General features: G+C 63.6%; 20 protein-coding genes. 8 read left to right on the forward strand and 12 right to left on the reverse strand.

All coding sequences use genetic code 11. The annotated features are described in order from the left end of the window. Positions 1-7: 7 nt before the first annotated feature. The 3 genes from ROH8110_RS17860 to ROH8110_RS17870 form a co-directional block, all read right to left on the reverse strand. Positions 8-1,297: an ABC transporter substrate-binding protein gene (locus ROH8110_RS17860; protein WP_085819149.1), complete on the reverse strand. Its 1,290-nt coding sequence runs from the start codon at positions 1,295-1,297 to the stop codon at positions 8-10. 100 nt (positions 1,298-1,397) lie between these two features. Further along, positions 1,398-2,789 (reverse strand): hypothetical protein, encoded by a 1,392-nt coding sequence (locus ROH8110_RS17865; protein WP_085819150.1) that lies wholly within the window; start codon positions 2,787-2,789, stop codon positions 1,398-1,400. A 98-nt stretch (positions 2,790-2,887) separates the two neighbouring features. Then, positions 2,888-3,751 (reverse strand): SDR family oxidoreductase, encoded by an 864-nt coding sequence (locus ROH8110_RS17870; protein ID WP_085819151.1) that lies wholly within the window; start codon positions 3,749-3,751, stop codon positions 2,888-2,890. Between the two features lie 131 nt (positions 3,752-3,882). Between ROH8110_RS17870 and ROH8110_RS17875 the strand changes: the two genes are divergently transcribed. Next, a complete protein-coding gene (locus ROH8110_RS17875; protein WP_085819183.1) occupies positions 3,883-4,374 on the forward strand; it encodes a lytic transglycosylase domain-containing protein in 492 nt (163 codons plus the stop codon). A 2-nt stretch (positions 4,375-4,376) separates the two neighbouring features. On the opposite strand, the gene ROH8110_RS17880 is transcribed toward ROH8110_RS17875, so the two are convergent. Next, complete coding sequence (locus ROH8110_RS17880) at positions 4,377-5,132, reverse strand: class II aldolase and adducin N-terminal domain-containing protein (RefSeq protein ID WP_085819152.1); 756 nt, start codon at positions 5,130-5,132, stop codon at positions 4,377-4,379. Further along, positions 5,129-5,575 carry a VOC family protein gene (locus tag ROH8110_RS17885; RefSeq protein ID WP_085819184.1) on the reverse strand — a complete coding sequence of 149 codons (447 nt, stop codon included), beginning with the start codon at positions 5,573-5,575 and terminating at the stop codon, positions 5,129-5,131. The genes ROH8110_RS17880 and ROH8110_RS17885 overlap by 4 nt, the downstream gene beginning before the upstream one ends. Positions 5,576-5,681: 106 nt before the next feature. Here ROH8110_RS17885 and ROH8110_RS17890 point away from each other — a divergent pair, with 106 nt between their 5' ends. The 3 genes from ROH8110_RS17890 to ROH8110_RS17900 all read left to right on the forward strand — a co-directional run bounded on the left by ROH8110_RS17890 (position 5,682) and on the right by ROH8110_RS17900 (position 8,532). Further along, positions 5,682-7,163 carry an AMP nucleosidase gene (locus ROH8110_RS17890; protein ID WP_085819153.1) on the forward strand — a complete coding sequence of 494 codons (1,482 nt, stop codon included), beginning with the start codon at positions 5,682-5,684 and terminating at the stop codon, positions 7,161-7,163. A gap of 130 nt (positions 7,164-7,293) precedes the next feature. After that, the gene (locus ROH8110_RS17895; protein WP_085819154.1) at positions 7,294-7,581 is read left to right on the forward strand and encodes an HU family DNA-binding protein; all 288 of its coding nucleotides are present in this window, start codon (positions 7,294-7,296) and stop codon (positions 7,579-7,581) included. A gap of 75 nt (positions 7,582-7,656) precedes the next feature. Beyond that, positions 7,657-8,532, forward strand: coding sequence for a DMT family transporter (locus ROH8110_RS17900; RefSeq protein ID WP_085819155.1), 876 nt, complete (start codon positions 7,657-7,659; stop codon positions 8,530-8,532). A gap of 24 nt (positions 8,533-8,556) precedes the next feature. Here the strand turns inward: ROH8110_RS17900 and aroC are convergent, their stop codons facing one another. Together aroC and ald are read right to left on the reverse strand one after the other, a co-directional pair. Further along, positions 8,557-9,660 carry a chorismate synthase gene (gene aroC / locus ROH8110_RS17905; RefSeq protein WP_085819156.1) on the reverse strand — a complete coding sequence of 368 codons (1,104 nt, stop codon included), beginning with the start codon at positions 9,658-9,660 and terminating at the stop codon, positions 8,557-8,559. A 126-nt stretch (positions 9,661-9,786) separates the two neighbouring features. After that, a complete protein-coding gene (gene ald, locus ROH8110_RS17910) occupies positions 9,787-10,905 on the reverse strand; it encodes an alanine dehydrogenase (RefSeq protein WP_085819157.1) in 1,119 nt (372 codons plus the stop codon). A 137-nt stretch (positions 10,906-11,042) separates the two neighbouring features. Here ald and ROH8110_RS17915 point away from each other — a divergent pair, with 137 nt between their 5' ends. Together ROH8110_RS17915 and ROH8110_RS17920 are read left to right on the forward strand one after the other, a co-directional pair. Beyond that, a complete protein-coding gene (locus ROH8110_RS17915; RefSeq protein WP_085819158.1) occupies positions 11,043-11,501 on the forward strand; it encodes an Lrp/AsnC family transcriptional regulator in 459 nt (152 codons plus the stop codon). A 44-nt stretch (positions 11,502-11,545) separates the two neighbouring features. Next, the gene (locus tag ROH8110_RS17920; RefSeq protein ID WP_085819159.1) at positions 11,546-13,135 is read left to right on the forward strand and encodes a GMC family oxidoreductase; all 1,590 of its coding nucleotides are present in this window, start codon (positions 11,546-11,548) and stop codon (positions 13,133-13,135) included. Positions 13,136-13,409: 274 nt separating this feature from the next. Here ROH8110_RS17920 and pnp read toward each other — a convergent pair whose 3' ends face one another. The 5 genes from pnp to ROH8110_RS17945 form a co-directional block, all read right to left on the reverse strand. Beyond that, positions 13,410-15,545 carry a polyribonucleotide nucleotidyltransferase gene (gene pnp, locus ROH8110_RS17925; protein WP_085819160.1) on the reverse strand — a complete coding sequence of 712 codons (2,136 nt, stop codon included), beginning with the start codon at positions 15,543-15,545 and terminating at the stop codon, positions 13,410-13,412. A gap of 286 nt (positions 15,546-15,831) precedes the next feature. Next, entirely contained in the window at positions 15,832-16,101 is a 270-nt protein-coding gene (gene rpsO / locus ROH8110_RS17930; RefSeq protein WP_085819161.1) for a 30S ribosomal protein S15, read from the reverse strand. Between the two features lie 182 nt (positions 16,102-16,283). After that, complete coding sequence (locus ROH8110_RS18990; protein ID WP_085819162.1) at positions 16,284-17,423, reverse strand: calcium-binding protein; 1,140 nt, start codon at positions 17,421-17,423, stop codon at positions 16,284-16,286. Positions 17,424-17,593: 170 nt separating this feature from the next. Next, the gene (locus ROH8110_RS17940; RefSeq protein WP_085819163.1) at positions 17,594-19,048 is read right to left on the reverse strand and encodes a pyruvate carboxylase subunit B; all 1,455 of its coding nucleotides are present in this window, start codon (positions 19,046-19,048) and stop codon (positions 17,594-17,596) included. Continuing rightward, positions 19,045-20,406 carry an acetyl-CoA carboxylase biotin carboxylase subunit gene (locus ROH8110_RS17945; protein ID WP_211330772.1) on the reverse strand — a complete coding sequence of 454 codons (1,362 nt, stop codon included), beginning with the start codon at positions 20,404-20,406 and terminating at the stop codon, positions 19,045-19,047. The genes ROH8110_RS17940 and ROH8110_RS17945 overlap by 4 nt, the downstream gene beginning before the upstream one ends. Before the next feature lie 141 nt (positions 20,407-20,547). On the opposite strand from ROH8110_RS17945, the gene ROH8110_RS17950 reads away from it, so the two are divergent. Next, complete coding sequence (locus tag ROH8110_RS17950; RefSeq protein ID WP_085819165.1) at positions 20,548-21,342, forward strand: IclR family transcriptional regulator; 795 nt, start codon at positions 20,548-20,550, stop codon at positions 21,340-21,342. Positions 21,343-21,352: 10 nt separating this feature from the next. Then, positions 21,353-21,838, forward strand: a complete 486-nt coding sequence (accB, locus tag ROH8110_RS17955; protein ID WP_085819166.1) for an acetyl-CoA carboxylase biotin carboxyl carrier protein — start codon at positions 21,353-21,355, stop codon at positions 21,836-21,838. The last annotated feature ends 13 nt before the right edge of the window (positions 21,839-21,851 follow it).

Here is a 21,851-nt window from a genome sequence, read left to right on the forward strand (position 1 = left end):
AGCAGCGTCAAAGCGGCTGCGTGGTGTAGTCGACCTCGTCGGGATAGAACGTGTCCTCGATCGAGGTAGTATGCACCTTGACCAGGTTGCCCTTTTCCAGCCGCGTGATGTGCTGCTGGCCGAACACCTGGTGGGTCTTGCCGTTGAATACCTTGGGACCTTGCGGGTATTCCCTGGAATGGGGCAGATCGGTCATCGCCTCGATGGCCTCGATCAGCGCGGGGCGGTCGCCCGGCCCCTGATAGCCTGCGGCCTCCATCCCGGCCTTGACCACGTGAAGCGTCTCCCAGCAGCCGAACATATGGCCATACGTGGACACATCCGTCGGATCGCTGACCGACGCGCCGCGATCATCAACACCCACCTGCTCGCGGTAAAACGTCTCGAATTCGGTCTGGTCGGGCTGGCGGTGGCGCGGCATCCCTTCCCAGAAGTGGCTGCCTTCCAGGAATTCGAGGCCGGGGCTGTCGATGGCGACCGCCTCGAGACTGTCGATGAAGCCGAACAGCTGCGGCGCGGAGGGGCCGAAGAACTCGCCCATTTCCTTGACGAAGGTCAGCACGCCGGGGCCGACCATGACGTGATAGATCACCTCGGTCTCGCGCGGGATCTTGGGGAAATAGCGGGTAAAGGACGTTTCCGTCGGCGGTATCGCCAGCTTGGCCACCACCTCGCCGCCATGCGCCTCGATTGCCTGCGAAAAGAAATCCCGGTGATCGTGGCCGAAGGCATAATCGGGGAAGATCATCGTGACCTTCTTGCCAAGGTTCTCGGCCACGAAGGGCGCCATCGACAACACCTGGCTTTTGACATCGGTGATGCCCGGCTGAAGCGTGTAGCGGTTGAGACTGCCCGAAGCGACGTGATGCCCTTCGGACACCACGAAATAGGGCAGTTTCAGTTCCCCCGCGCGCGGCGCGGAGCCCGTGACCACATGGCTGAACAGCGTCCCGAAGGCGATGTCGCATCCATGCTGGTTGGCGAATTTCTCGACCACTTCGGCGCCGCGCTTGGGATCGGTGCCGTCATCCTCGGCGATGATCTCGATGGGGCGGCCATTGATGCCGCCGGCCTCGTTGATCAGCCGGGTGGCCGCCTGGGTCGTGCGGTCATACCAGCGCCCGTAGGCGGCGCCGATGCCGGTGCGGTGCACCTGAAAACCGATACGGATCGGTTCGCTGCTTTGCGCATGGGTATAGCGCGCCCAGAGCGGCAGGCTGGCCGCCCCGGCGACACCGCCCGCAAGGGTCTTGAGCGCGGCGCGGCGCGTGCTGCCTTTGGTGGTCTTGGTCGTCATGCCTTTGTCTCTCCCGGTTTTGGGGCCTGCCGACCCGCCGAGGCCCCGTTGGCGCGGAGTCTGCGAAGCGGGACGGTGAATGTCCAGACCCTGAGACGGCCTATATGCCACGCGGCGACGCCAGCAGCCAGAGGCCGAAAAAAGTGTAGGCGATCATGAAGGCGGCCACCGGCGCCTGCGCCAGTACCGCGCGCCGGTTGCTGCCATAGGCGCGCACCGCTTGCGCATGGGCCAGCAGGATCGCGATCACATGGCCCAGAACCACGGCCCCCGCCTGTGTCAGCCAGATCGCCTTGACCGTGGCGGGCGTGTTGAGGAACCCGGTCGTCACGAAGAACGGTCCCAGGTTCAACAGGTCATCGCCGCGCCCCAGCGGATCGCTGAGCGCAACCAGCACATATTGGCCATCCACCAGGAAGCTGGTCAGGTAATGCGCCAGGTGATAGCCCAGCGCGATCGGCAGGATCGAAGGCGCGAAAAGGCGCAACGCATCGCCAGCGGAGCGGCGCGTGCCCGCGATCCGCTCGCCCAGCCAGAGGCAGGTGGCGAAGACCGCGATCAGCGCCGCATTGGCCAGTGCCAGCCCGATCAGGTTCTGCGTCACCACGGCGGACCGGCCCGGAAACTCCAGCGGGTTGATCCCCAGGACGGCGAGCCACCAGAAGGTCTCGTTCACGCCGTCGAAACTGCCACATCCCAGCAGCAGCACCATGAAAAGCGCAAGCCCCAGCGGCACGCGCCCGAGCGACGACAGCTGCCAGCCCCAGAGCCCGGCGCTGATCCGCCCGCGCGCGCGCCCGAACAGGCCCATGCGGCCATAACAGCGCATGAGGATGCTCAGCGCCTCGGCCCGCAACAGCCATCTTGGCCCGAACAGCGTGACCCCCATCAACGTCAGATACCAGTAGCCGCCCACCACGCTGGCGAGCCAGTGCGGATCGGCCGGGGCCGGATCGGCCAGCAGGAAGGACGCGAAGCCCAGGAAGATCACGATTCCCGGCCCGTGGCCCAGCGCAGCAGGATAGCGCAGCGGCGCGCGCGACCCGGTCAGCCGCGCCAGCACCGCCGCCGGTCCTGTCCAGGGGTTCGTATAGCGCCAGTGATCGCCCAGCAGCCCCTGCAAGGTCACAAGGCCCACCCACCACAGCGTCCAGACGAACAGCGGCAGGGGATTGACCGTCGGGTCATGCGCCCCGGTGAAACCGCGCCAGACCAGCGCCCAGAGAAGCAGCGCCGACAGGCAGCTTGTCACATGGTGCAACCCGATCCCGCGCGGACGGTGGATAATCCCGACCGGGCGGAACAGCCGCGCCGCCACCCAACCCGGCAGGAACGCCAGCAGCACCAGCGTCAGCACCACCGCCGCCACCCCGGCACCGATATAGATATCGGTCGGCAGCAGCAGCACGAAGCCCTGCTCCGACGCATGCGCCAGCCCCGTATCGGGCAACAGCATGAAAGAAATCAGAAGAAGACCAATATGAATACGCATCCCGAAACCCGCGACCTCAAAGGGTCAGCTTAGCGGTCGCGCGATGTGACGCCATAGGGTAAATCACCTCACCGGGCGCGCCACGCTGCCGCATGGCATCATGCGCCGCCGCTGTCCTTCAAGAGCGCGCGCAGCCCCGAACGGTAGTCGGGATGGATCAGCCGGATGCCCAGATCCTGCTTGATGCGGCTGTTGTCGACGCGCTTGGATTCGGCATAGAAGCTGCGCGCCATCGGGCTCATCTCGGCCTGATCGAAGGGCACTTCGGGCGGCACCGGCAGGCCCAGCAGCTCGGCGGCATAGGCGATCACGTCCTGCGGCGGCGCCGGGTCGTCGTCGCAGAGGTTATAGACGGCGCCGGGATCGGGGCGCGCGATCGAAGCCGCGAGCACCTGCGCGATATCCTCTACATGGATGCGGCTGAAAACCTGCCCCGGCTTGACGATCCGGCGCGCGGTGCCCTTGCGGACCTTCTCGAAGGGGCCGCGGCCGGGGCCATAGATTCCCGCCAGCCGGAAGATATGCAGCGGCAAGCCGGGCACCGCGCCCCATGCGGCCTCGGCCGCGACACGCATCTGGCCGCGCCGGGTCGAGGGCGTGAGCGGCGTGTCCTCGGCGACCCAGTCACCCTGATGGTCGCCATAAACGCCGGTGGTCGAAAGGTAACCGGCCCATTCCAGCCCTGGTGCAATGGCGGCAATCTCGTCGCGGCAGTGGTTCAGCACCGGGTCGCCATCGGCATCCGGTCCGGCGGAGATCAGGACATGCGTCGCGCTTTCAAGCGCCGTGCGCATGTCGCCATCGGGCCACAGGATCGGATGGACGCCCTCGCCCCGCAAGACCTCGGCCTTGTCGGGGCTGCGGGTAGTGCCAAACACCGTCCAGCCCCCCGCATCCAGCAGGAGACGTGTCAGCGCACGCGCGCTGTAGCCGTGGCCAAAGGAAAGAAGTGTCTTGGTCATGGGGGATGAATTGGCCATCATCCCGCCAAAGGCAAGGGCGCATGGGCGATCTTTCGCGGATGGCGTGCAAAGAGGCTGGCGCATACGCGCCGATCCGGGCAGATTGCATCGCGCAACAGCCCGGAGGCCTCATGCAGCGTTACAGCCGACGTTCCGCCCTCGTTCTTGGCCTTGGCCTTGCCACAGCCCTTGCCGGTTGCGGCGCGCGCCAGACCCCGACGACCGCCACCCGCAACATGATGGCAACGCCGCTCTATCCCAACGAGACCCCGGAACTGCGCCGCCTGATCAACCAGTACGCCGATCATTACGAGATCCCCCGGTCGCTGGTGCACCGCCTGGCGATCCGCGAAAGCACGCATCGCCCCTGGGCGCGCAACGGCCCCTATTACGGGCTGTTGCAGATTCTGCCCCAGACCGCGCGCACGATGGGATTCCGCGGCCAGCCCGATGACCTGCTGGATGCCGAAACCAACCTGAAATACGCGGGCAAATACCTGCGCGGCGCTTACATGGTGGCCGATGGTGACCCGGACGCCGCGATCATGTGGTATGCGCGCGGCTATTATTACGAGGCCAAGCGCAAGGGCCTTCTGGTGGAAACCGGCCTGCGCCCGGCCTGAACCTAGGCGGCGTAGTCCGACCCTTCGGCGTCAAGGATCGCACGCAGTTCGGCAAGATGGCGTTCGCCCTGCTCCGGATAGGATTCGATCTCGCGCGCGGTTTTTTCAGCGATCTCGTCGGGCAGGATGCGCAGCGGGCGCCCGGTCTGCAGCGCGCGGATATAGGTCTCGGCGGCGCGCTCGAAATAATAGAGCCGGTTGAACGTGTCGGCCACGCTGTCGCCGATCACCATCACCCCGTGATTGCCCATGATCATCACCTTTCGCGCCGGATCGTCGAACAGGCGCGCGCAGCGCTCGCCCTCGTCCTCGAAGGCTAGCCCGCCATACCCGTCATCGATAACGGTGCGGTTGAAGAAGGTGGCGCAGTTCTGGTCGATCGGCGGCAGGGAACTGTCGGCAAGGCTGGCCAGCACGGTGGCATGGATCGAATGCACATGCATCGCGCAGCGCGCCTGCGGGCAATGCCGGTGCAGCCCGCCATGCAGCCCCCATGCGGTGGGATCGGGCGCACCGGGCCTTTGCAGCGTCTCGGGATCGTTGGCATCGACAAGGATCAGGTCGCTGGCCTTGATCCGGGCGAAATGCATCTGGTTGGGATTCATCAGGAATTTCGTGCCATCGTCACTGACCGACAGGCTGAAGTGATTGGCGACGGCCTCGTGCATGTTGAGCCGCGCCGCCCAGCGGAACGCGGCGGCAAGATCCACCCGCTCGGCCCGATGATCTAGGTTCGGGGTCAGTTGCGTCACGCTCATGTTGTCTCTCCTTGGTCAGATTCGTTCAGCGGGCGCGAAGGCACCCAGGCATAGCCATCCCGGCACAGGATCACCGCCTCGCGCAGCCCGTGTGGCTTGTCGGTGGGTGGTTGCAGGATCGTGCCGCCCGCGGCCTCGGCGCGACTGGCGGCAAGGTCGGGATCGCAATCATAAAGCCTGATCTCGATCCCCGCGCCGCGCGGCGGATTCTCCGGCAGCAGCCCCGGCAGCGGATGCGCGTGGTAGGTGCCGTCGCCATGCAGCTGCATCACGCTGTCGCCTTGCGCCACGATGGCGAAATCCGCGCTGACGCGGTGCAGGTCGAGGCCAAAGACCGTGCGCAGGAACTCCGCCGTTCGCAACACGTCGCTGACCAGGATATTGAAGCCGAAACCGCGCAGCGATGCGCCGAACGCCTCGGGAGTGACGGTTTCGTAATCCATGAGTTTCCCATCCGCGCGCATCCGTTTCGCCCATCAGCTTGATCGCCGCCAGTGGCCGTGTCAACGTGCGGGGGCGATATCCGAACAGCGTGAAGGAATACGCGTCATGGCGACGGACAGCCCCGCCGGGTTCAGAACACCCGATCTGCCCGGATCGGAAGAATTTACCGACGCGCGCGCGGCGGTCGAACGGCTGATCGTGCTATATGAGGGCGCGGCGCGGTTCCTGTGCGACGAGTTCGCCAATACCCTGCGCGGCGCCCTGCCCATGCAGCGCATCCGCGCCTATTACCCCGAGATCCGCATCACCACCGCCAGCCATGCGCAGGTGGACAGCCGGCTGAGCTTTGGCCATGTCGCAGCACCCGGCACCCATGCCACGACGATCACGCGGCCCGACCTGTTTCGCCATTACCTGCGCCAGCAGATCGGCCTGCTGCTGGACAATCACCGCGTTCCGGTGACGATCGGGGTTTCCGATACGCCGATGCCGATCCATTTCGCCGTCGCCAACGATCCCGGCATCACCGTCCCGCAGGAAGGCGCGGCAAAGTTCACGCTGCGCGACATTTTCGATGTGCCCGACCTTGGCACCACGAATGATGACATCGTCAACGGCACCTTTCAGCCCGGCCCCGATGGCGCCGAGGCACTGGCGCCCTTCACCGCACAGCGGGTGGATTATTCGCTGGCGCGGCTGTCGCATTACACCGCCACCGATCCCGAGCATTTCCAGAACCACGTCCTGTTCACCAACTACCAGTTCTATGTCTCGGAATTCGAAGCCTATGCCCGGCGCATGCTGGCTGATCCCGACAGCGGCTACACCGCCTTCGTCAGCACCGGCAACACCATCGTCACCGGCCCCGATGACGTGATGCCCCACTGCGATAAGCAGCCGCAAATGCCCGCCTTTCATCTCAAACGCGAGAACGGGTCGGGGATCACGCTGGTCAATATCGGCGTCGGCCCCTCGAACGCCAAGACCGCGACCGACCATATCGCGGTGCTGCGCCCGCATGCCTGGATCATGGTCGGCCACTGCGCGGGGCTGCGCAACACGCAGCAACTGGGCGATTTCGTGCTGGCTCATGCCTATCTGCGCGAGGATCGCGTGCTGGATGCCGACCTGCCCTCCTGGGTGCCGATCCCGGCACTGGCGGAAATCCAGATCGCGCTGGAACAGGCCGTCGAGGCCGAAACCCAGCTTGAGGGGTATGACCTCAAGCGGCTGATGCGCACCGGCACCGTGGCCAGCCTCGACAACCGCAACTGGGAGCTGCGCGACCAGACCGGGCCGGTGCAGCGCCTGAGCCAGTCGCGCGCCATCGCGCTGGACATGGAAAGCGCCACGATCGCCGCCAACGGTTTCCGCTTCAGGGTGCCTTACGGCACGCTTCTGTGCGTCTCCGACAAGCCGCTGCATGGCGAATTGAAGCTGCCCGGCATGGCCTCGGATTTCTACAAGACGCAGGTGGCGCGCCACCTGATGATCGGTATTCGCGCCATCGAAACCTTGCGGCAGATGCCCCTTGAACGTATCCACAGCCGGAAATTGCGCAGCTTCAACGAAACAGCCTTCTTGTAGATCGGCAAAATCCCCCCAAAATGCAGGAAAAGGGCTTGCTTTTCGCCACTATTCGTTGTGTTTGGTCACAACATACAGTTAAATTCTGCACACGAGGCCCAAAGACCGGGCAGTTGAAGGAGACCATGAAATGGCAAAACCGATGACCAAAACCCAACTCGTTGCCGCTCTGGCCGAGGAAATGGGCAGCGACAAGAAATCCGCGAACGCCGCACTGGATGCCGTGATCAACATCATCACGCGCGAAGTGTCGAACGGCGGCGCCGTGACCCTGCCGGGTGTCGGCAAGATCTACTGCCGCGAGCGCCCCGAGCGCATGGTGCGCAACCCCGCCACCGGCGAGCAGATCAAGAAAGACGCCGACAAGGTGGTCAAGATGACCATCGCGAAGGCCCTCAAGGACAGCGTGAACGGCTGACCTTGCAAAGACCACTGGTTTACGAAAGGGTCGCCCCGACAGGGCGGCCCTTTTCAGTTTCAGGAGACGACAACGATGGACATCCGGGCAATCGCTATGGGTGTGGCCTTTGCGGTGATGTGGTCAAGCGCCTTCACCTCGGCAAGGATCATCGTGGCCGCCGCGCCGCCGCTGACAGCGCTCAGCCTGCGGTTCCTGATCTCTGGACTGATGGGGGTGGCCATCGCGCTGGCCCTGCGTCAGAGCTGGCGGCTGACACGCGGCCAGTGGCGCGCGACGATCATTTTCGGGGTTTGCCAGAACTCCTTGTATTTAGGGCTCAACTTCGTCGCCATGCAGACCATCGAAGCCTCGCTGGCCACCATCATCGCCTCGGCCATGCCGCTGATGGTGGGGCTGGCCAGCTGGGTGATTTTCGGCGAGCGCAGCGGCTGGCTGGGTGGTCTGGGGCTGGTGGCCGGGCTGATCGGTGTGGCGATCATCATGGGCTCGCGTCTTCAGGGCGGCGCGGATATCTACGGCGTCGCGCTGTGCTTCGCCGGGGTGCTGGCGCTGACGCTGGCCACGCTGTCGGTGCGCGGGGCGACATCGGGGGGGAACTTCCTGATGGTGGTGGGCTTGCAGATGCTGGTCGGCAGTTTCTTTCTGGGCCTCGCCGGGCTCACGACCGAAACCCTCGAGGTCGACTGGAGCTGGCAACTGGTTGCGGCCTTCGTCTATACCACGCTCGTTCCGGGGCTGGCGGCGACGCTGGTCTGGTTCCGTCTGGTCAACCGGATCGGCGCGATCAAGGCGGCGACCTTCCACTTTCTCAACCCGTTTCTCGGCGTGCTGATCGCCGCGCTGGTGCTGAGCGAAAGCCTCGGGCGCTGGGATATTCTGGGTGTCTTTGTGGTGACGATGGGCATCCTGGCGGTGCAGCTGTCGCGCCAGAAACAGGTGCGCGCCTGAGGGTACGCGAAACGAATCAGCGTCTCAGCCGATCCTGCCGCGCGGACCTTCGCCCACCTGGCCGCGATGCAGCAGCAGGTGATCCAGCACCACGCAGGCCATCATCGCTTCGCCCACCGGCACGGCGCGGATACCCACGCAAGGGTCATGCCGCCCCTTGGTAACCACCTCGGTCGGGCTGCCATCCATGCGGATCGAGCGGCGCGGAGTCATGATCGACGAGGTCGGCTTGACGGCGAAGCGTACCACCACGTCCTGCCCGGTGGATATCCCGCCAAGGATGCCACCTGCATGGTTCGATGAAAATTCCGGGCCGTGTTCGCCCATAAAGATCTCGTCGGCGTTCTGCGTCCCGGTCAGACGCGCGGCGGCCATGCCCTCGCCGATCTCGACGCCCTTCACGGCGTTGATCGACATCATCGCCGCGGCGAGGTCGGTATCAAGCTTGCCATAGACCGGTGCGCCCAGCCCCGCCGGCAAGCCACGCGCGACCACCTCGACCTCGGCCCCGACCGAGTTCTTGTTCTTGCGCAGCTTCTTCAGATAGGCCTCCCATTCGGGTGCGGCCTCGGCATCGGGAATCCAGAAATCATTCCCGTCGATCGCGTTCCAGTCGAACCGCTCGCGGTCGATTGCCATGTCACCCATGCGCGTCATGTAGCCCTTGATCGCGATCCCCGGCACCAGCGCGTCAAGCGCCGCGCGGGCCACGCCACCGGCGGCCACCCGCGCCGCCGTTTCGCGCGCCGAGCTGCGCCCGCCGCCGCGATAATCGCGCAGCCCGTATTTCAGGTGATAGGTGATGTCGGCATGGCCGGGGCGGAAGGTCTGGGAAATCTCGCCGTAATCGCGCGAGCGCTGGTCGGTGTTCTCGATCATCAGCTGGATCGGCGTGCCGGTGGTCTGCCCCTCGAACACGCCCGACAGGATACGCACCGCGTCGGGTTCATCCCGCTGAGTGGTGTTCTTGTTCAGCCCCGGCCGGCGCTTGTCGAGCCATTGCTGAAGGAACGCCTCGTCAATCGCGATCCCCGGCGGGCAGCCATCGACCGTCGCGCCCAGAGCAGGCCCGTGGCTTTCGCCCCAGGTGGTGACACGAAACAGATGTCCGAAAGTATTGAGGCTCATGGTCTGCGCTCCTTTGCGGGATGATCTAGCGGGGCGGTGGCCATGCCTCAAGCCATTTCGCCACCTGAACGAAAACGGGCCGCCCCGGCAAAGGGCGGCCCGCATCGCTGTTCAAAGGTTGCGATGTCAGCTCTTGATGATCTTCTCGGGCGAGATCACGTCGATGCCCAGCGCCTTGCCGACCGCGTAATAGGTCAGCTGCCCGGCATGGACATTGAGGCCGTTCAGCAGGTGCGGATCGTCCGCACAGGCCTGTTTCCAGCCCTTGTCGGCCAGCGCCAGCATGAAGGGCATGGTGGCATTGCCCAGCGCGATGGTCGAAGTGCGCGCCACGGCGCCCGGCATGTTGGCGACGCAGTAATGCATGATCCCGTCGACCTCGTAGATCGGATCGGCATGGGTTGTCGCCTTGGATGTCTCGAAACAGCCACCCTGGTCGATGGCCACGTCCACCAGCACCGCGCCGGGCTTCATCGACGGGAACTGATCGCGGCGCACCAGCTTGGGCGCCTCGGCGCCGGGGATCAGGACCGCCCCGATCACCATGTCGGCCTCGGTCAGGTGCTCGGCCAGAAGGCCGGCGGATGAATAGCCGGTGTTGAAGGTATCGCCGAACACGTCGTCAAGATAGCGCAGGCGCGGCAGCGAGCGGTCCAGAACGGTGACATTCGCGCCCATGCCCGCAGCGATGCGCGCCGCATGGGTACCCACCACGCCGCCGCCGATCACGACCACCTTGGCCGGGCCGACACCGGGCACGCCGCCCATCAGCACACCGCGCCCGCCATTGGCCTTTTGCAGCGTGTATGCGCCGACCTGCGGCGCCAGGCGGCCCGCAACCTCGGACATCGGCGCCAGCAGCGGCAACCCGCCATTGCGGTCGGTCACGGTCTCATAGGCGATCGCGGTGCAACCGGATGCCAGCAAATCCTTGGTCTGGGCGGGATCGGGGGCAAGGTGCAGGTAGGTGAACAGCAGCTGCTCCTCGCGCAGCATCTTGCGCTCGACGGCCTGGGGCTCCTTCACCTTCACGATCATGTCGCAGGTGGCGAAGATCTCTTCGGCGGTGTCGATGATGCGCGCGCCAGCGGCGACATAGGCGTCATCCTCAAAGCCCGCGCCTTTGCCGGCACCAGCCTGGATGAAAACCTCATGGCCATGACCCACGGCCTCCTGCGCGGCGTTGGGCGTCATGCCAACGCGAAATTCCTGCGGCTTGATTTCTGTCGGGCAACCGATTTTCATGTGCGAATCCCTCCCATGATGATGCGCGGAGCATGCCGCACCCGCCGCGCAATTGCTTTGAAATTTCCCTCGCCAAAACAGGGTTTTTGTGAATATCCTTCGCAATAATCGACCCGAATGTGAAAGGTATTGCACATATGGCCCTCGACGCGATGGATCGTCGCTTGCTCGAGCTGCTTCAGCGGCGTGGCCGCATCTCGAATGCGGATCTCGCCGAGCATGTGAACCTTTCCGCCAGTGCGTGTCACCGCCGGGTGCAGCGGCTCGAGGCCGAAGGCTATATTCGCGACTACGTGGCGCTTCTCGATGCCCGCAAGCTGGGCGTCTCGGCCACCATCTTTGTCGAGATCACATTGGCCACGCAAGCCGACGAGGTGCTGGAAGCCTTTGAAAAGGCCGTTGCGCGAATTCCGGATGTGCTGGAATGCCACCTGACGGCGGGGGCGGCCGATTACATCCTCAAGGTCGTCGCCGAAAGCACCGAGGATTTCGCCCGCATCCACCGCCAATACCTCACGCGCCTGCCCAGCGTCGCCAAGATGCAATCGAGCTTCGCGCTGCGCACGGTGTTCAGCACCACGGCATTGCCGGTCTGACGCGGCATCTTGCCATTCCCGCCCCGATCGTCAATCGTTCCGCCATGAAATGGGATTATGTCATCGTGGGCGCGGGAAGCGCCGGTTGCGTTCTGGCCAACCGCCTCAGCGGCAAGGGTCACAAGGTGCTTCTGCTCGAGGCCGGCGGACGCGACAATTATCACTGGATCCGAATTCCGATGGGGTATCTCTACTGCATCGGCAACCCGCGCACCGACTGGTGTTTCCGCACCGTTCCCGAGGACGGTCTGAACGGGCGCTCGCTGGTCTATCCGCGCGGCAAGGTTCTGGGCGGGTGCAGTTCGATCAACGGAATGCTTTATCTGCGCGGTCAGGCCGCGGATTATGACGGCTGGCGGCAGATGGGCAATACCGGCTGGGGCTGGGACGATGTGCTGCCCTATTTCAAACGCTCAGAGGATTACGTCGATGGCGCGTCGGACATGCACGGCGCGGGCGGCGAATGGCGGGTCGATAACCAGCGTCTGCATTGGGATGTCCTGGACGACTGGAAAGCCGCCGCAATAGCCGCCGGGCTGCCCGCGAGCGATGATTTCAACACCGGCGACAACGAGGGCGTCGGCTATTTCAAGGTCAATCAGCGCAAGGGCTGGCGGCTCAACACCGCGCGCGCCTTTCTGGGCGCCGCCTCGGGCGAGAACCTGTCGGTCGAGACGCAAGCGCATACGCGGCGCCTGCTGCTGGAAGAGGGCCGCGTGGTGGGCGTGGAGTACGACCAGCACGGCAGCCGCAAGACCGCCCGCGCGCGCGCCGAGGTGATCCTTTGCGCCGGGGCGATCGGCAGTCCCCAGATCCTCCAGCTCTCGGGGATCGGGCCGGGCGATCTGTTGCAATCGCACGGCATCGAAACGCTGCGCGACATGCCCGCGATCGGCGGCAACCTTCAGGATCACCTGCAACTGCGCTGCTCTTGGCGCCTGACCGGGGCCAAGACGCTCAACACGCTGTCCGCGACGCTTTGGGGCAAGGCGATGATCGGGCTGGAATACATGATCAAACGAAGCGGCCCGATGTCGATGGCCCCCAGCCAGCTGGGCGCGTTCGCGAAATCGCGCGCCGACCTTGCGACACCCGACCTGGAATTCCATGTGCAGCCGCTCTCGCTCGATGCCTTCGGCGAACCACTGCATGATTTTTCCGGCATGACCGCCAGCGTGTGCAACCTGCGCCCCGAAAGCCGGGGACATATCCGCATCACCTCGCCCGATCCCGCCGCGGCGCCCGAAATCGCACTGAACTACCTCTCGACCGATGGCGACCGGCAGGTGGCCGCCAACGCGATCCGGCTGGCCCGGCGCATCATGGATGAGGCCCCGATGCGCCGCTATGCCCCGCAAGAGGTTAAACCCGGCATCGCCGCGCAGGACGACGCCGAACTGGCCCATGCCGCGGGCGATATCGGCACGACCATCTTTCACCCGGTCGGCACGGTCCATATGGGCGCGAATGACAGCGCGCCACTGGACCCGCGGCTGCGGCTGCGGGGGGTCGACGGGCTGAGGGTGGTGGATGCCAGCGTGATGCCGACCATCGTCAGCGGCAACACCAATTCCCCGACCATCATGATCGCTGAAAAAGCCGCTGACATGATTCTCGAGGATGCGCACAAATAGGCCCCGGCAGGGACACCCGCCGGGGCCGAACCGTCGCGCATTCTCCGTGAGTGATGGCGCAGGCGGAACCTGTTAACAAATCAATCGTTACATTACTCACAATATGCGCGCTTCCGCCTACGATCATGGGGAAAAAACCGGGTTCTGTCCCGTAAGGAAATCCCTACCATCGGCATAAATCCGCTGCGACAAAACGCCGCGATTAGGCCGAAAACAACGAAGGCCCCGGCATTCGCACGGGGCCTTCGCTCTAGTCGCGGAATCGGCAGAAGGCTCAGCCCTCTGCGCCTTCCTCTTTCTTGACCTCTTCGCCGGTCTCCTGGTCGATCATCTTCATCGACAGGCGCACCTTGCCGCGATCGTCAAAGCCCAGCAGCTTGACCCAGACTTCCTGACCTTCCTGCAACACATCCGAGGGATGGTTCAGGCGGCGGTTTTCGATCTGGCTGACATGCACCAGACCGTCCCGCTTGCCGAAGAAGTTCACGAAGGCGCCGAAATCGACGATCTTCACGACCTTGCCCTTGTAGATGGCACCTTCTTCGGGCTCGGCGACGATCGAATGGATCATCTCATAGGCCTTCTGGATCGCCTCGTTGTTGGGCGACGCGATCTTGATGATGCCCTCGTCGTTGATATCGACCTTGGCACCCGACACTTCCACGATCTCGCGGATGACCTTGCCGCCCGAACCGATCACTTCACGGATCTTGTCGGTGGGGATGGTCATCGTCTCGATGCGCGGCGCGTGGATCGAGAAATCGCCCGCTTCGCTCAGCGCCTTGGACATCTCGCCAAGGATATGCATCCGGCCGTCCTTGGCCTGGGCCAGGGCTTTCTTCATGATCTCGGGGGTGATGCCCGCGACCTTGATGTCCATCTGCAGCGAGGTGATGCCATTCTCGGTGCCAGCCACCTTGAAGTCCATGTCGCCAAGGTGATCCTCGTCGCCGAGAATGTCGGTCAGAACGGCGTATTCACCATCCTCTTCCAGGATCAGGCCCATCGCCACACCGGCAACCGGCGCCTTGAGCGGCACGCCCGCATCCATCATCGACAGCGAACCGCCACAGACCGACGCCATCGACGAGGAGCCGTTGGATTCGGTGATCTCGGACACGACGCGGATCGTGTAGGGGAAATCGGTGGGCGCAGGCAGAACCGCCTGAAGCGCGCGCCATGCCAGCTTGCCGTGGCCGATCTCGCGGCGGCCCGGAGGGCCAACGCGACCCGCTTCACCGACCGAATAGGGCGGGAAGTTGTAGTGCAGCAGGAAGTTCGAACGGAAGTTCCCGTGCAGCGCGTCGATGATCTGTTCGTCATCGCCGGTGCCCAGCGTGGTCACGACCAGCGCCTGGGTTTCGCCGCGTGTGAACAGCGCCGAACCATGCGTGCGCGGCAGGAAGCCGGTTTCCGAACGGATATCGCGCACCGTATCGAGCGCGCGCCCGTCGATCCGCTTGCCGGTCTTGACCACATCGCCGCGCAGAACGCTGGCTTCCAGCTTCTTGAGCGCGGCGCCAAGATTGGCATCCTCAAGCTGCTCTTCGCTCAGCGAATCCTTGATCGCCTGCTTGGCGGCGGCGACGGCGGTGGTGCGTTCCTGCTTGTCGGTGATCGCATAGGCAGCGCGCACCTTGTCTTCGCCCGCGGCCTTCACGGCGTCGTAGAGCTCGGAATAATCCGGCGGGGTGAAGTTGAAAGGCTCCTTGGCCGCATCTTCAGCCAGGTCGATGATCAGGTCGATCACCGGCTGGATCTGCTCATGCGCGAAATTCACGGCGCCCAGCATTTCGTCTTCGGTCAGCTCGTAGGCTTCGGATTCGACCATCATCACGGCATCTTTCGTGCCGGCAACCACAAGGTCGAGACGCTGATCGGGGTTGTTGCGCAGGTCGTGCATGTCTTCGACATCGGGGTTCAGGATGTATTCGCCATCCTCGTAACCCACGCGGCAACCCGCAATCGGCCCCATGAAGGGCGCGCCCGAAATGGTCAGCGCAGCCGACGCGGCGATCATCGCCACCATGTCGGGATCGTTGACAAGGTCATGCGACAGCACGGTGCACATCACCAGCACTTCGTGCTTGAAGCCGCTCACGAACAGCGGGCGGATCGGACGGTCGATCAGGCGCGCGGTCAGCGTTTCCTTTTCGGTCGGACGGGCCTCGCGCTTGAAGAAGCCGCCGGGCACCTTGCCCGCGGCATAGTATTTTTCCTGGTAATGGACGGTCAGCGGAAAGAAATCCTGACCGGGCTTGGGTTCCTTTGCAAAGGTCACGTTGGCCATGACCGAGGTTTCCCCAAGCGTGGCGATGACAGAGCCATCCGCCTGACGGGCCACCTTGCCCGTTTCAAGTGTGAGGGTCTCTTCCCCCCACTGCATCGATTTTTTCACTTCTTTGAACATCGTGTTTTCCTAGTTGGGGGATGTCCGGGCGTATCCCGGCCCCCCGTTACAATGGCGGCCCCATTGCCGCCGACCCCAATCCATTCCCATGCGCCCGGGGTCAAAGGCATCACGTCACAGATGGGCGCGCATTACAGGAGTTTGGCCGATTTTGAAAGCAACGATCACAGCCGCCCCCGCGAATCGGACCGAAGCCGCTCAATCCGCACCGCCAGCGGCCCGCGCAAACGCAAAACGCCCGCTCTGTCGAGAGCGGGCGCTGGCAGTCCTGTGAGGACCGAAATCGTCAGCGGCGGATGCCGAGGCGCTTGATGAGGTCCTGGTAACGGCCCTCGTCCTTGCCCTTGAGGTAGTCCAGCAGCTTGCGGCGCTGGGCGACCATCTTCAGAAGGCCACGACGACCGTGGTTGTCCTTCTTGTGGGTCTTGAAATGCTCGGTCAGTGTGGAAATCCGCGTGGTCAGAATGGCGACCTGAACCTCGGGCGAACCGGTGTCGCCTTCCTTGGTCGCATATTCCTTCATGACGCGGTCTTTTTCTTCAGCAGTAATCGACATCGGGGTCTCCTTCTGGTCAGAGGGTCGAGGGCACAAGCCGGGATGTCGTCCAGCAGGGTCCTATGGAGAAATCCCCCGCTCAGGGCAGGGGATGGGCGCGTATAGAAGAAATCGGCCGGAAAGGAAAGGGGCAATCGCCGCCCTGTCCCGATGCGGACCCGCAGCCGGAACCGGACCCGTCGTCAGATCACCGGCGCGTGGGGCAGCGCGCTTTCGGGGATCAGCGTGATGTCGTTCAGGCTCAGCCCCGCCGCGCCGGTCAGCAGCGCGATCCGCTCGCCGTTCAGCACGAGGTGCTGCACATCGGCATCCCCTTCGTCGGGTTCGATGGCCAGCTCGGGATCGGGATCGGTGCTGTCGTCATAGATCACCATCAGCGCGTCTTCGGCGGCTGAGAAATCCGTGATCTCGGCCTGATGTTCCTGCGTGATCCAGTCACCCAGCACGAAACTGTCGGCACCCGCGCCGCCGGTGGCGATATCGTCCTTGCCGATCAGGATCGTATCGTCGTCATCGCCGCCATTGAGATAGTCGCGCCCGTCCAGATCCTCGAAATCCGGGGCTCCGAATCCCTCGCTTACGCCGATGATCGCATCACTGCCCGGCCCGCCGAACAGCGTATCCTGCCCCAATCCGCCGATCAGCGTGTCATCGTCCAACCCGCCATGCAGCGCATCCTTCCCCTCATCGCCCATGAGCAGATCATCGTCCTCGCCGCCATGCAGCGTGTCGTCATCCGTGCCGCCCGACATCGTGTCCTGACCGCCATGACCATAAAGCGCATCTTGGCCGCCCTCTCCGGCCAGCGCGTCATCGCCCGCCTCGCCATGCAGCAGGTCGTCGCCCTCGCCGCCCAGAACCGTATCCTGCCCGTCCTGTCCGTATAGCTGGTCATCGCCCGACCCGCCCTCGACAAGGTCGTCGCCGCCATAGCCGTTGATCTGGTCGTCGCCCTCGCCACCCGCCAGCGTATCGTCAGTATCATCGCCCCAGGCAATCTCGCCCGGCTGCGCGCCGGGCTGCAGCACGGCAAGGTCCTCGCCCCCGGTCGCATCGCCCGGCTCTTCGGCCAAGGCGGCTGCGATATCGTCCGTGGCTTCGCCTGCGCCATCGCCTTCGGATTCATCGCCTGAAGCAGGTTCCGCTTCGTCCCCCGCCTCGTCCGGAATGGAATCGAGAAGATCGGTTTTCTGACCGCCCGCATGCACGGTTTCCGGCGGCCACAGCGAGGCATCCTGATCATCTTCCGGACCGAAGTCGAATCCGAAAAAGGCCGTCGCCCCAACCGCCATCAAACCCAGCAACCCTGCAATCATGAACATTGCTTAAACCCGAAAATACCCGCAATGATTGAGCCACGAAATCCCTTTGCGGTCAATGCATTCCGCCAAAACCGGTTAACGGCGGATGAACCCGCAGGGCGCAGCCGGGTCCGCCCGAAACGGCATCGACGGGACCATTCCTGTCAGCGGCGCGCAACAGGAATGCCGTGTCACCGAACGGCTTTCTCGATGTAGTGAAACCCCGAAATGTCCGGCTTGGCCGCAATGCCCTTGATCAGGGTCAGCAGGGGCGTCTCTCCCAGCGGGTAATTCGTATCGATCGGGCCCGCCTGTTTCAGGGCGCCGTATTCGCGCTCGCCGTAGAATGCGGCCAGCAGCAGATCATCATCACTGTCGAACGGTCCGCGGCTATCACGCAGCCGTTTGATTGCGGGCGCAAGGCGTGCGCCCGGACGCTCGGTGATGGGCTCGGCCCCGCGGGTGATCTTGTCATAGAGGTTTTCATCGATGTTTCCCGCGATCTCACCGTAACCGCCTCGCACATAGAGCCGCACTTCATCGGGAACCGAGTCATATCGCTCCCTGCCTTGATCGCGCCCCATCACGTTCAGGATCGCCTGAGTGACTATATATTGCGCGAAGGGACTGACGATGATCGGATACCCAAGATCTTCGCGAACATGCCATGCCTCTTCGAGAATCTCGTTCAGCCTTCCATCAAGGCCCATCGTTTCAAGCTGGTAGGCAAGATTCGACACCATGCCACCCGGACACTGATGGCAGAAATGGAATTCATCATATTCCTTCACCTCGCCCACAGGCTTGTCTTCGGCCGCGGCGATGAAGGCCAGGCGCTCGGCGGCTTCCTCGATTGGTCCGAGATCGATCTCAACATCGAAACCCCGGCGGCGCAGGTTCCGGGCAACCGTTTCTGTCGGGCTGTGGCTAACGCCATTCGCCAGCGTCGAAGTCGCCGTATGCACAACGTCCACGCCATGTTCGACGGCCTGAAGAACGACATAGGGTGCCAGCCCCGAATTGCAGTGCGTATGGATCTGCAATGGCATCTTGCCCATGACTTTCTTGAGCGCGGGAACAAGTGTCGCCACGCGCTCGGGCCGCAGCAGGCCGCTGGCATCCTTCAGGAAGATCCCGTCGACGCCAAGCGCGATCAGCTCCTTGGCTTTCTTGACGTAATAGTCGTCGGTATGGACCGGGCTGTAGGTGAAGACCACGCCGCCCACGACATGAATGCCGTGCTTCTTGGCGGCACGAATGGGGATCTCCAGGTTGCGCATGTCGTTGAGCGCGTCATACGGCGTGTGATACCGCATACCGTTCGCGGCAAAACGCTCGGCGGCCAGTTCGACGATATCGTCGGGGAAGAACTCGAAGGTGAACAGGCTTTGACCGCGCGTGTGAATGATCAGCGGGGTTTCGGTCACCCAGCTGTTGAGGATCCGCATACGTTCCCACGGGTCCTCGTGCAGGTAGCGCACACACACATCGAAAACCGCGCCGCCGACAAGGTCGATCGCCTCAAAACCGGCACGATCGAGTCGAGGGGCGATGTCCTGCATCATGCCCGTCGTCATGCGCGTCGCCCACAGACATTGATGGGCATCGCGCAGCGTTACGTCCACAAGACGGATGGAGCGGTTCATTGGTCTCTCCCGTGAAGTTGCGGCAGGAAGCGTTCTTCGACCCACTTGGTGTGGATGTCGCTTTCGATGAAATCCGGGTTGCAGACGATGTGGCGATGCAGGCCGAGGGTCGTCTCGATGCCCTCGACCCTGAAGGTCGACAAGGCTGCGCGCGCGCGCTCCAGAGCCTGCGCGCGATCAGCGCCATGAACGATCAGTTTCGCAACCATCGAGTCATAATAGGGCAGCACCGTGCTTCCTGATGTGACGAACCCGTCGATGCGCACACCTGGGCCGCGCGGCGGTTCCCATTGCCGGATGCGGCCCGGGGAAGGGCGAAAATCGTTCTCGAATGACTCGGCGTTGATCCGGAACTCGATGGCGTGTCCTGCCCCGCTTTGCGGCGGTTCAACCGAGATGCCTTCACCGCGCGCAATCCGAAACTGTTCCGCGATCAGATCCGCACCGGCCAGCATCTCCGTGACGGGGTGTTCCACCTGAATGCGGGTGTTCATCTCGATAAAGAAAAACTCGCGCGTTCGGGGGTCGAAAATGAACTCGACGGTGCCCGCGCCGCGATATTTCACACCTTCGGCAAGCCGCACCGCACTGGCGTGAAGCTCCGCGCGCTCTTCCCCGGTCAGAACCGGAGACGGGGCTTCCTCAAGCAGTTTCTGGTGGCGCCGCTGCACGGTGCAGTCGCGTTCACCGACATGAACGGCATTGCCTTTCCCATCGCCGAAAACCTGCACCTCGATATGGCGGACCTTCGATATCAGACGCTCGAGATAGACTGACGGGTCGCCAAAGGCCTGTTCCGCCTCGCGGCTGGCCTGGTCGAAAAGGCCTGGGAACTCCTCGGGGGTCTGCGCGATCCGCATACCTCGGCCGCCGCCGCCTGCGCTCGCCTTGATGAGTATCGGAAATCCGATGCTCTCGATATCCGCAGCGCTGGCATCGGCGCTGCTGACGGCCCCCTCGGAACCCGGAACAACGGGCACACCGTGTTTCTTGGCGGTCTTCCTGGCGGCCGCCTTGTCGCCCATCAGGCGAATTGTCTCGGCGTCAGGGCCGATAAACACCAGCCCTTCCTTTTCGCAGCGTTCCGCGAAATCGGCATTCTCCGCCAGGAAACCATAGCCCGGATAAACAGCGTCGCATCCATGAGAAAGCGCGACATGCAACAGCGCATCCGCATTCAGGTAGCTTTGCGCGCTTGGCGCCGGTCCTATGCATGCGGAATGAGTGGCCGCCCACACATGCGGAGAGGCCGCGTCGGGGGCGGAATAGACGGCCACCGATTCAAGGCCGAGCGCGTTGCAGGCACGCACGGCGCGCAGCGCGATTTCGCCTCTGTTTGCGATCAGAACTTTCTTCACATCAATCCCGAGTGATCAGATTTCGATGTCACTTAACCTGCCAGAAATAAGATCAATGGCAATCGAAATTTCATATTGTAAAACAAAAAATTTCATTGTTTGGTATTTTGTAGTTCGATTCGACATCTGGAGACCAACTTCGTGACAGCCCCCGACATCATCAGCAGCCCGGCAGGCGACCGGACCAGTATTGCCCAAAAGACATTCGCGGTGATGGAGTGCGTCGGCTCCTCGGACCGCCCGCTCACCACTTCGGAACTGGCGGTCTTGCTCGACATGCCCAAGCCGACGGTGCACAGGATCGTGCATCAACTGGACATGGACGGGCTGCTTGTGCACGAGCCGGGCGGGCGCGGGTATGTTCCCGGCCCCCGCCTATTCAGCTTTGCCCTGAACGTGGTGCAGGCATCGGTCCGGCACGGGTCCAAGCGCGCCGTTCTCGAGCGGCTCTCGAAAGTGACCGGGGAAACCTGCAATTTCGGGCTCATCTCCGGCGGGGCGCTTCTCTATGCGGATCGTGTCGAGTCATCCTGGCCGTTCGGCCTGCGCTTCAGCGTCGGCTCCCGGGTGCCGCTGCATTGCACGTCGATGGGCAAGATGCTTCTCGCTCATCAGCCCAAGCGGCGTCGGGAACACCTGTTGGCGCTGTCGGATCTGCATGGCTACACCGACAACACCATGACGGATCCTGAGCGGCTGGAAGAGCATTTCGCCGAGATCCGCGCATCCGGCTATTCGATCGACAATCAGGAATTCTTGGCCGGGGTCGTCTGTGCGGCGGTCCCGGTGCGCGATTCACGCGGCAAGGTCTGTGCCGCCATCGCGGTGTCCGCTCCACAGGCGCGGATGCCGATCTCCTTGGCGGTCGAGCACGTCCCATCGCTGCTGGAGGCGGCGGAAGAGATATCGGCAACCTGGCTCATGGAAGAAGAATAAGGGGAGGTCCATGCTCAAGTATCGGGAAGTAGGCGAAATTCTGAGCCTGATCGACTCGTCATCATGCGACGAGGTCGTGTTGGAGACGGAAGGCGTCAAACTGGTCGTGCGGCGGCATGGCAGCGGGGGTTCGGTCGCTTCGACGGCGGCGGCATCCCCGGCAGCGGCAGAGAGCGCGCAACCGGCACCGGCCAGCACGGCGGCACCGGCAAGCGCAGAGACGCCTGCGGCTTCGGCGCCTTCTGCGGACGCGGGCGGCGAGCTGGTCCGCGCGCCGATGGTCGGAACCTTCTACGTTGCCCCCTCACCCGATGAGCCCCCCTTCGTCGAGGTTGGTTCGCGCATTCAGAAGGGTGACCCGCTTTGCATGATCGAGGTCATGAAACTGTTCACGACGGTCCACGCCGAAACTGCGGGAACGATCAAGAGCATCGGTGCCGAAAATGGTCAGCTGGTCGAGTTCGGCCAGGTCCTTTTCAGTGTCGCGCCAGACTAGGGAGAGCCATCAG

It is taken from the genome of Roseovarius halotolerans, from assembly GCF_900172255.1.
Taxonomy (GTDB): domain Bacteria; phylum Pseudomonadota; class Alphaproteobacteria; order Rhodobacterales; family Rhodobacteraceae; genus Roseovarius; species Roseovarius halotolerans.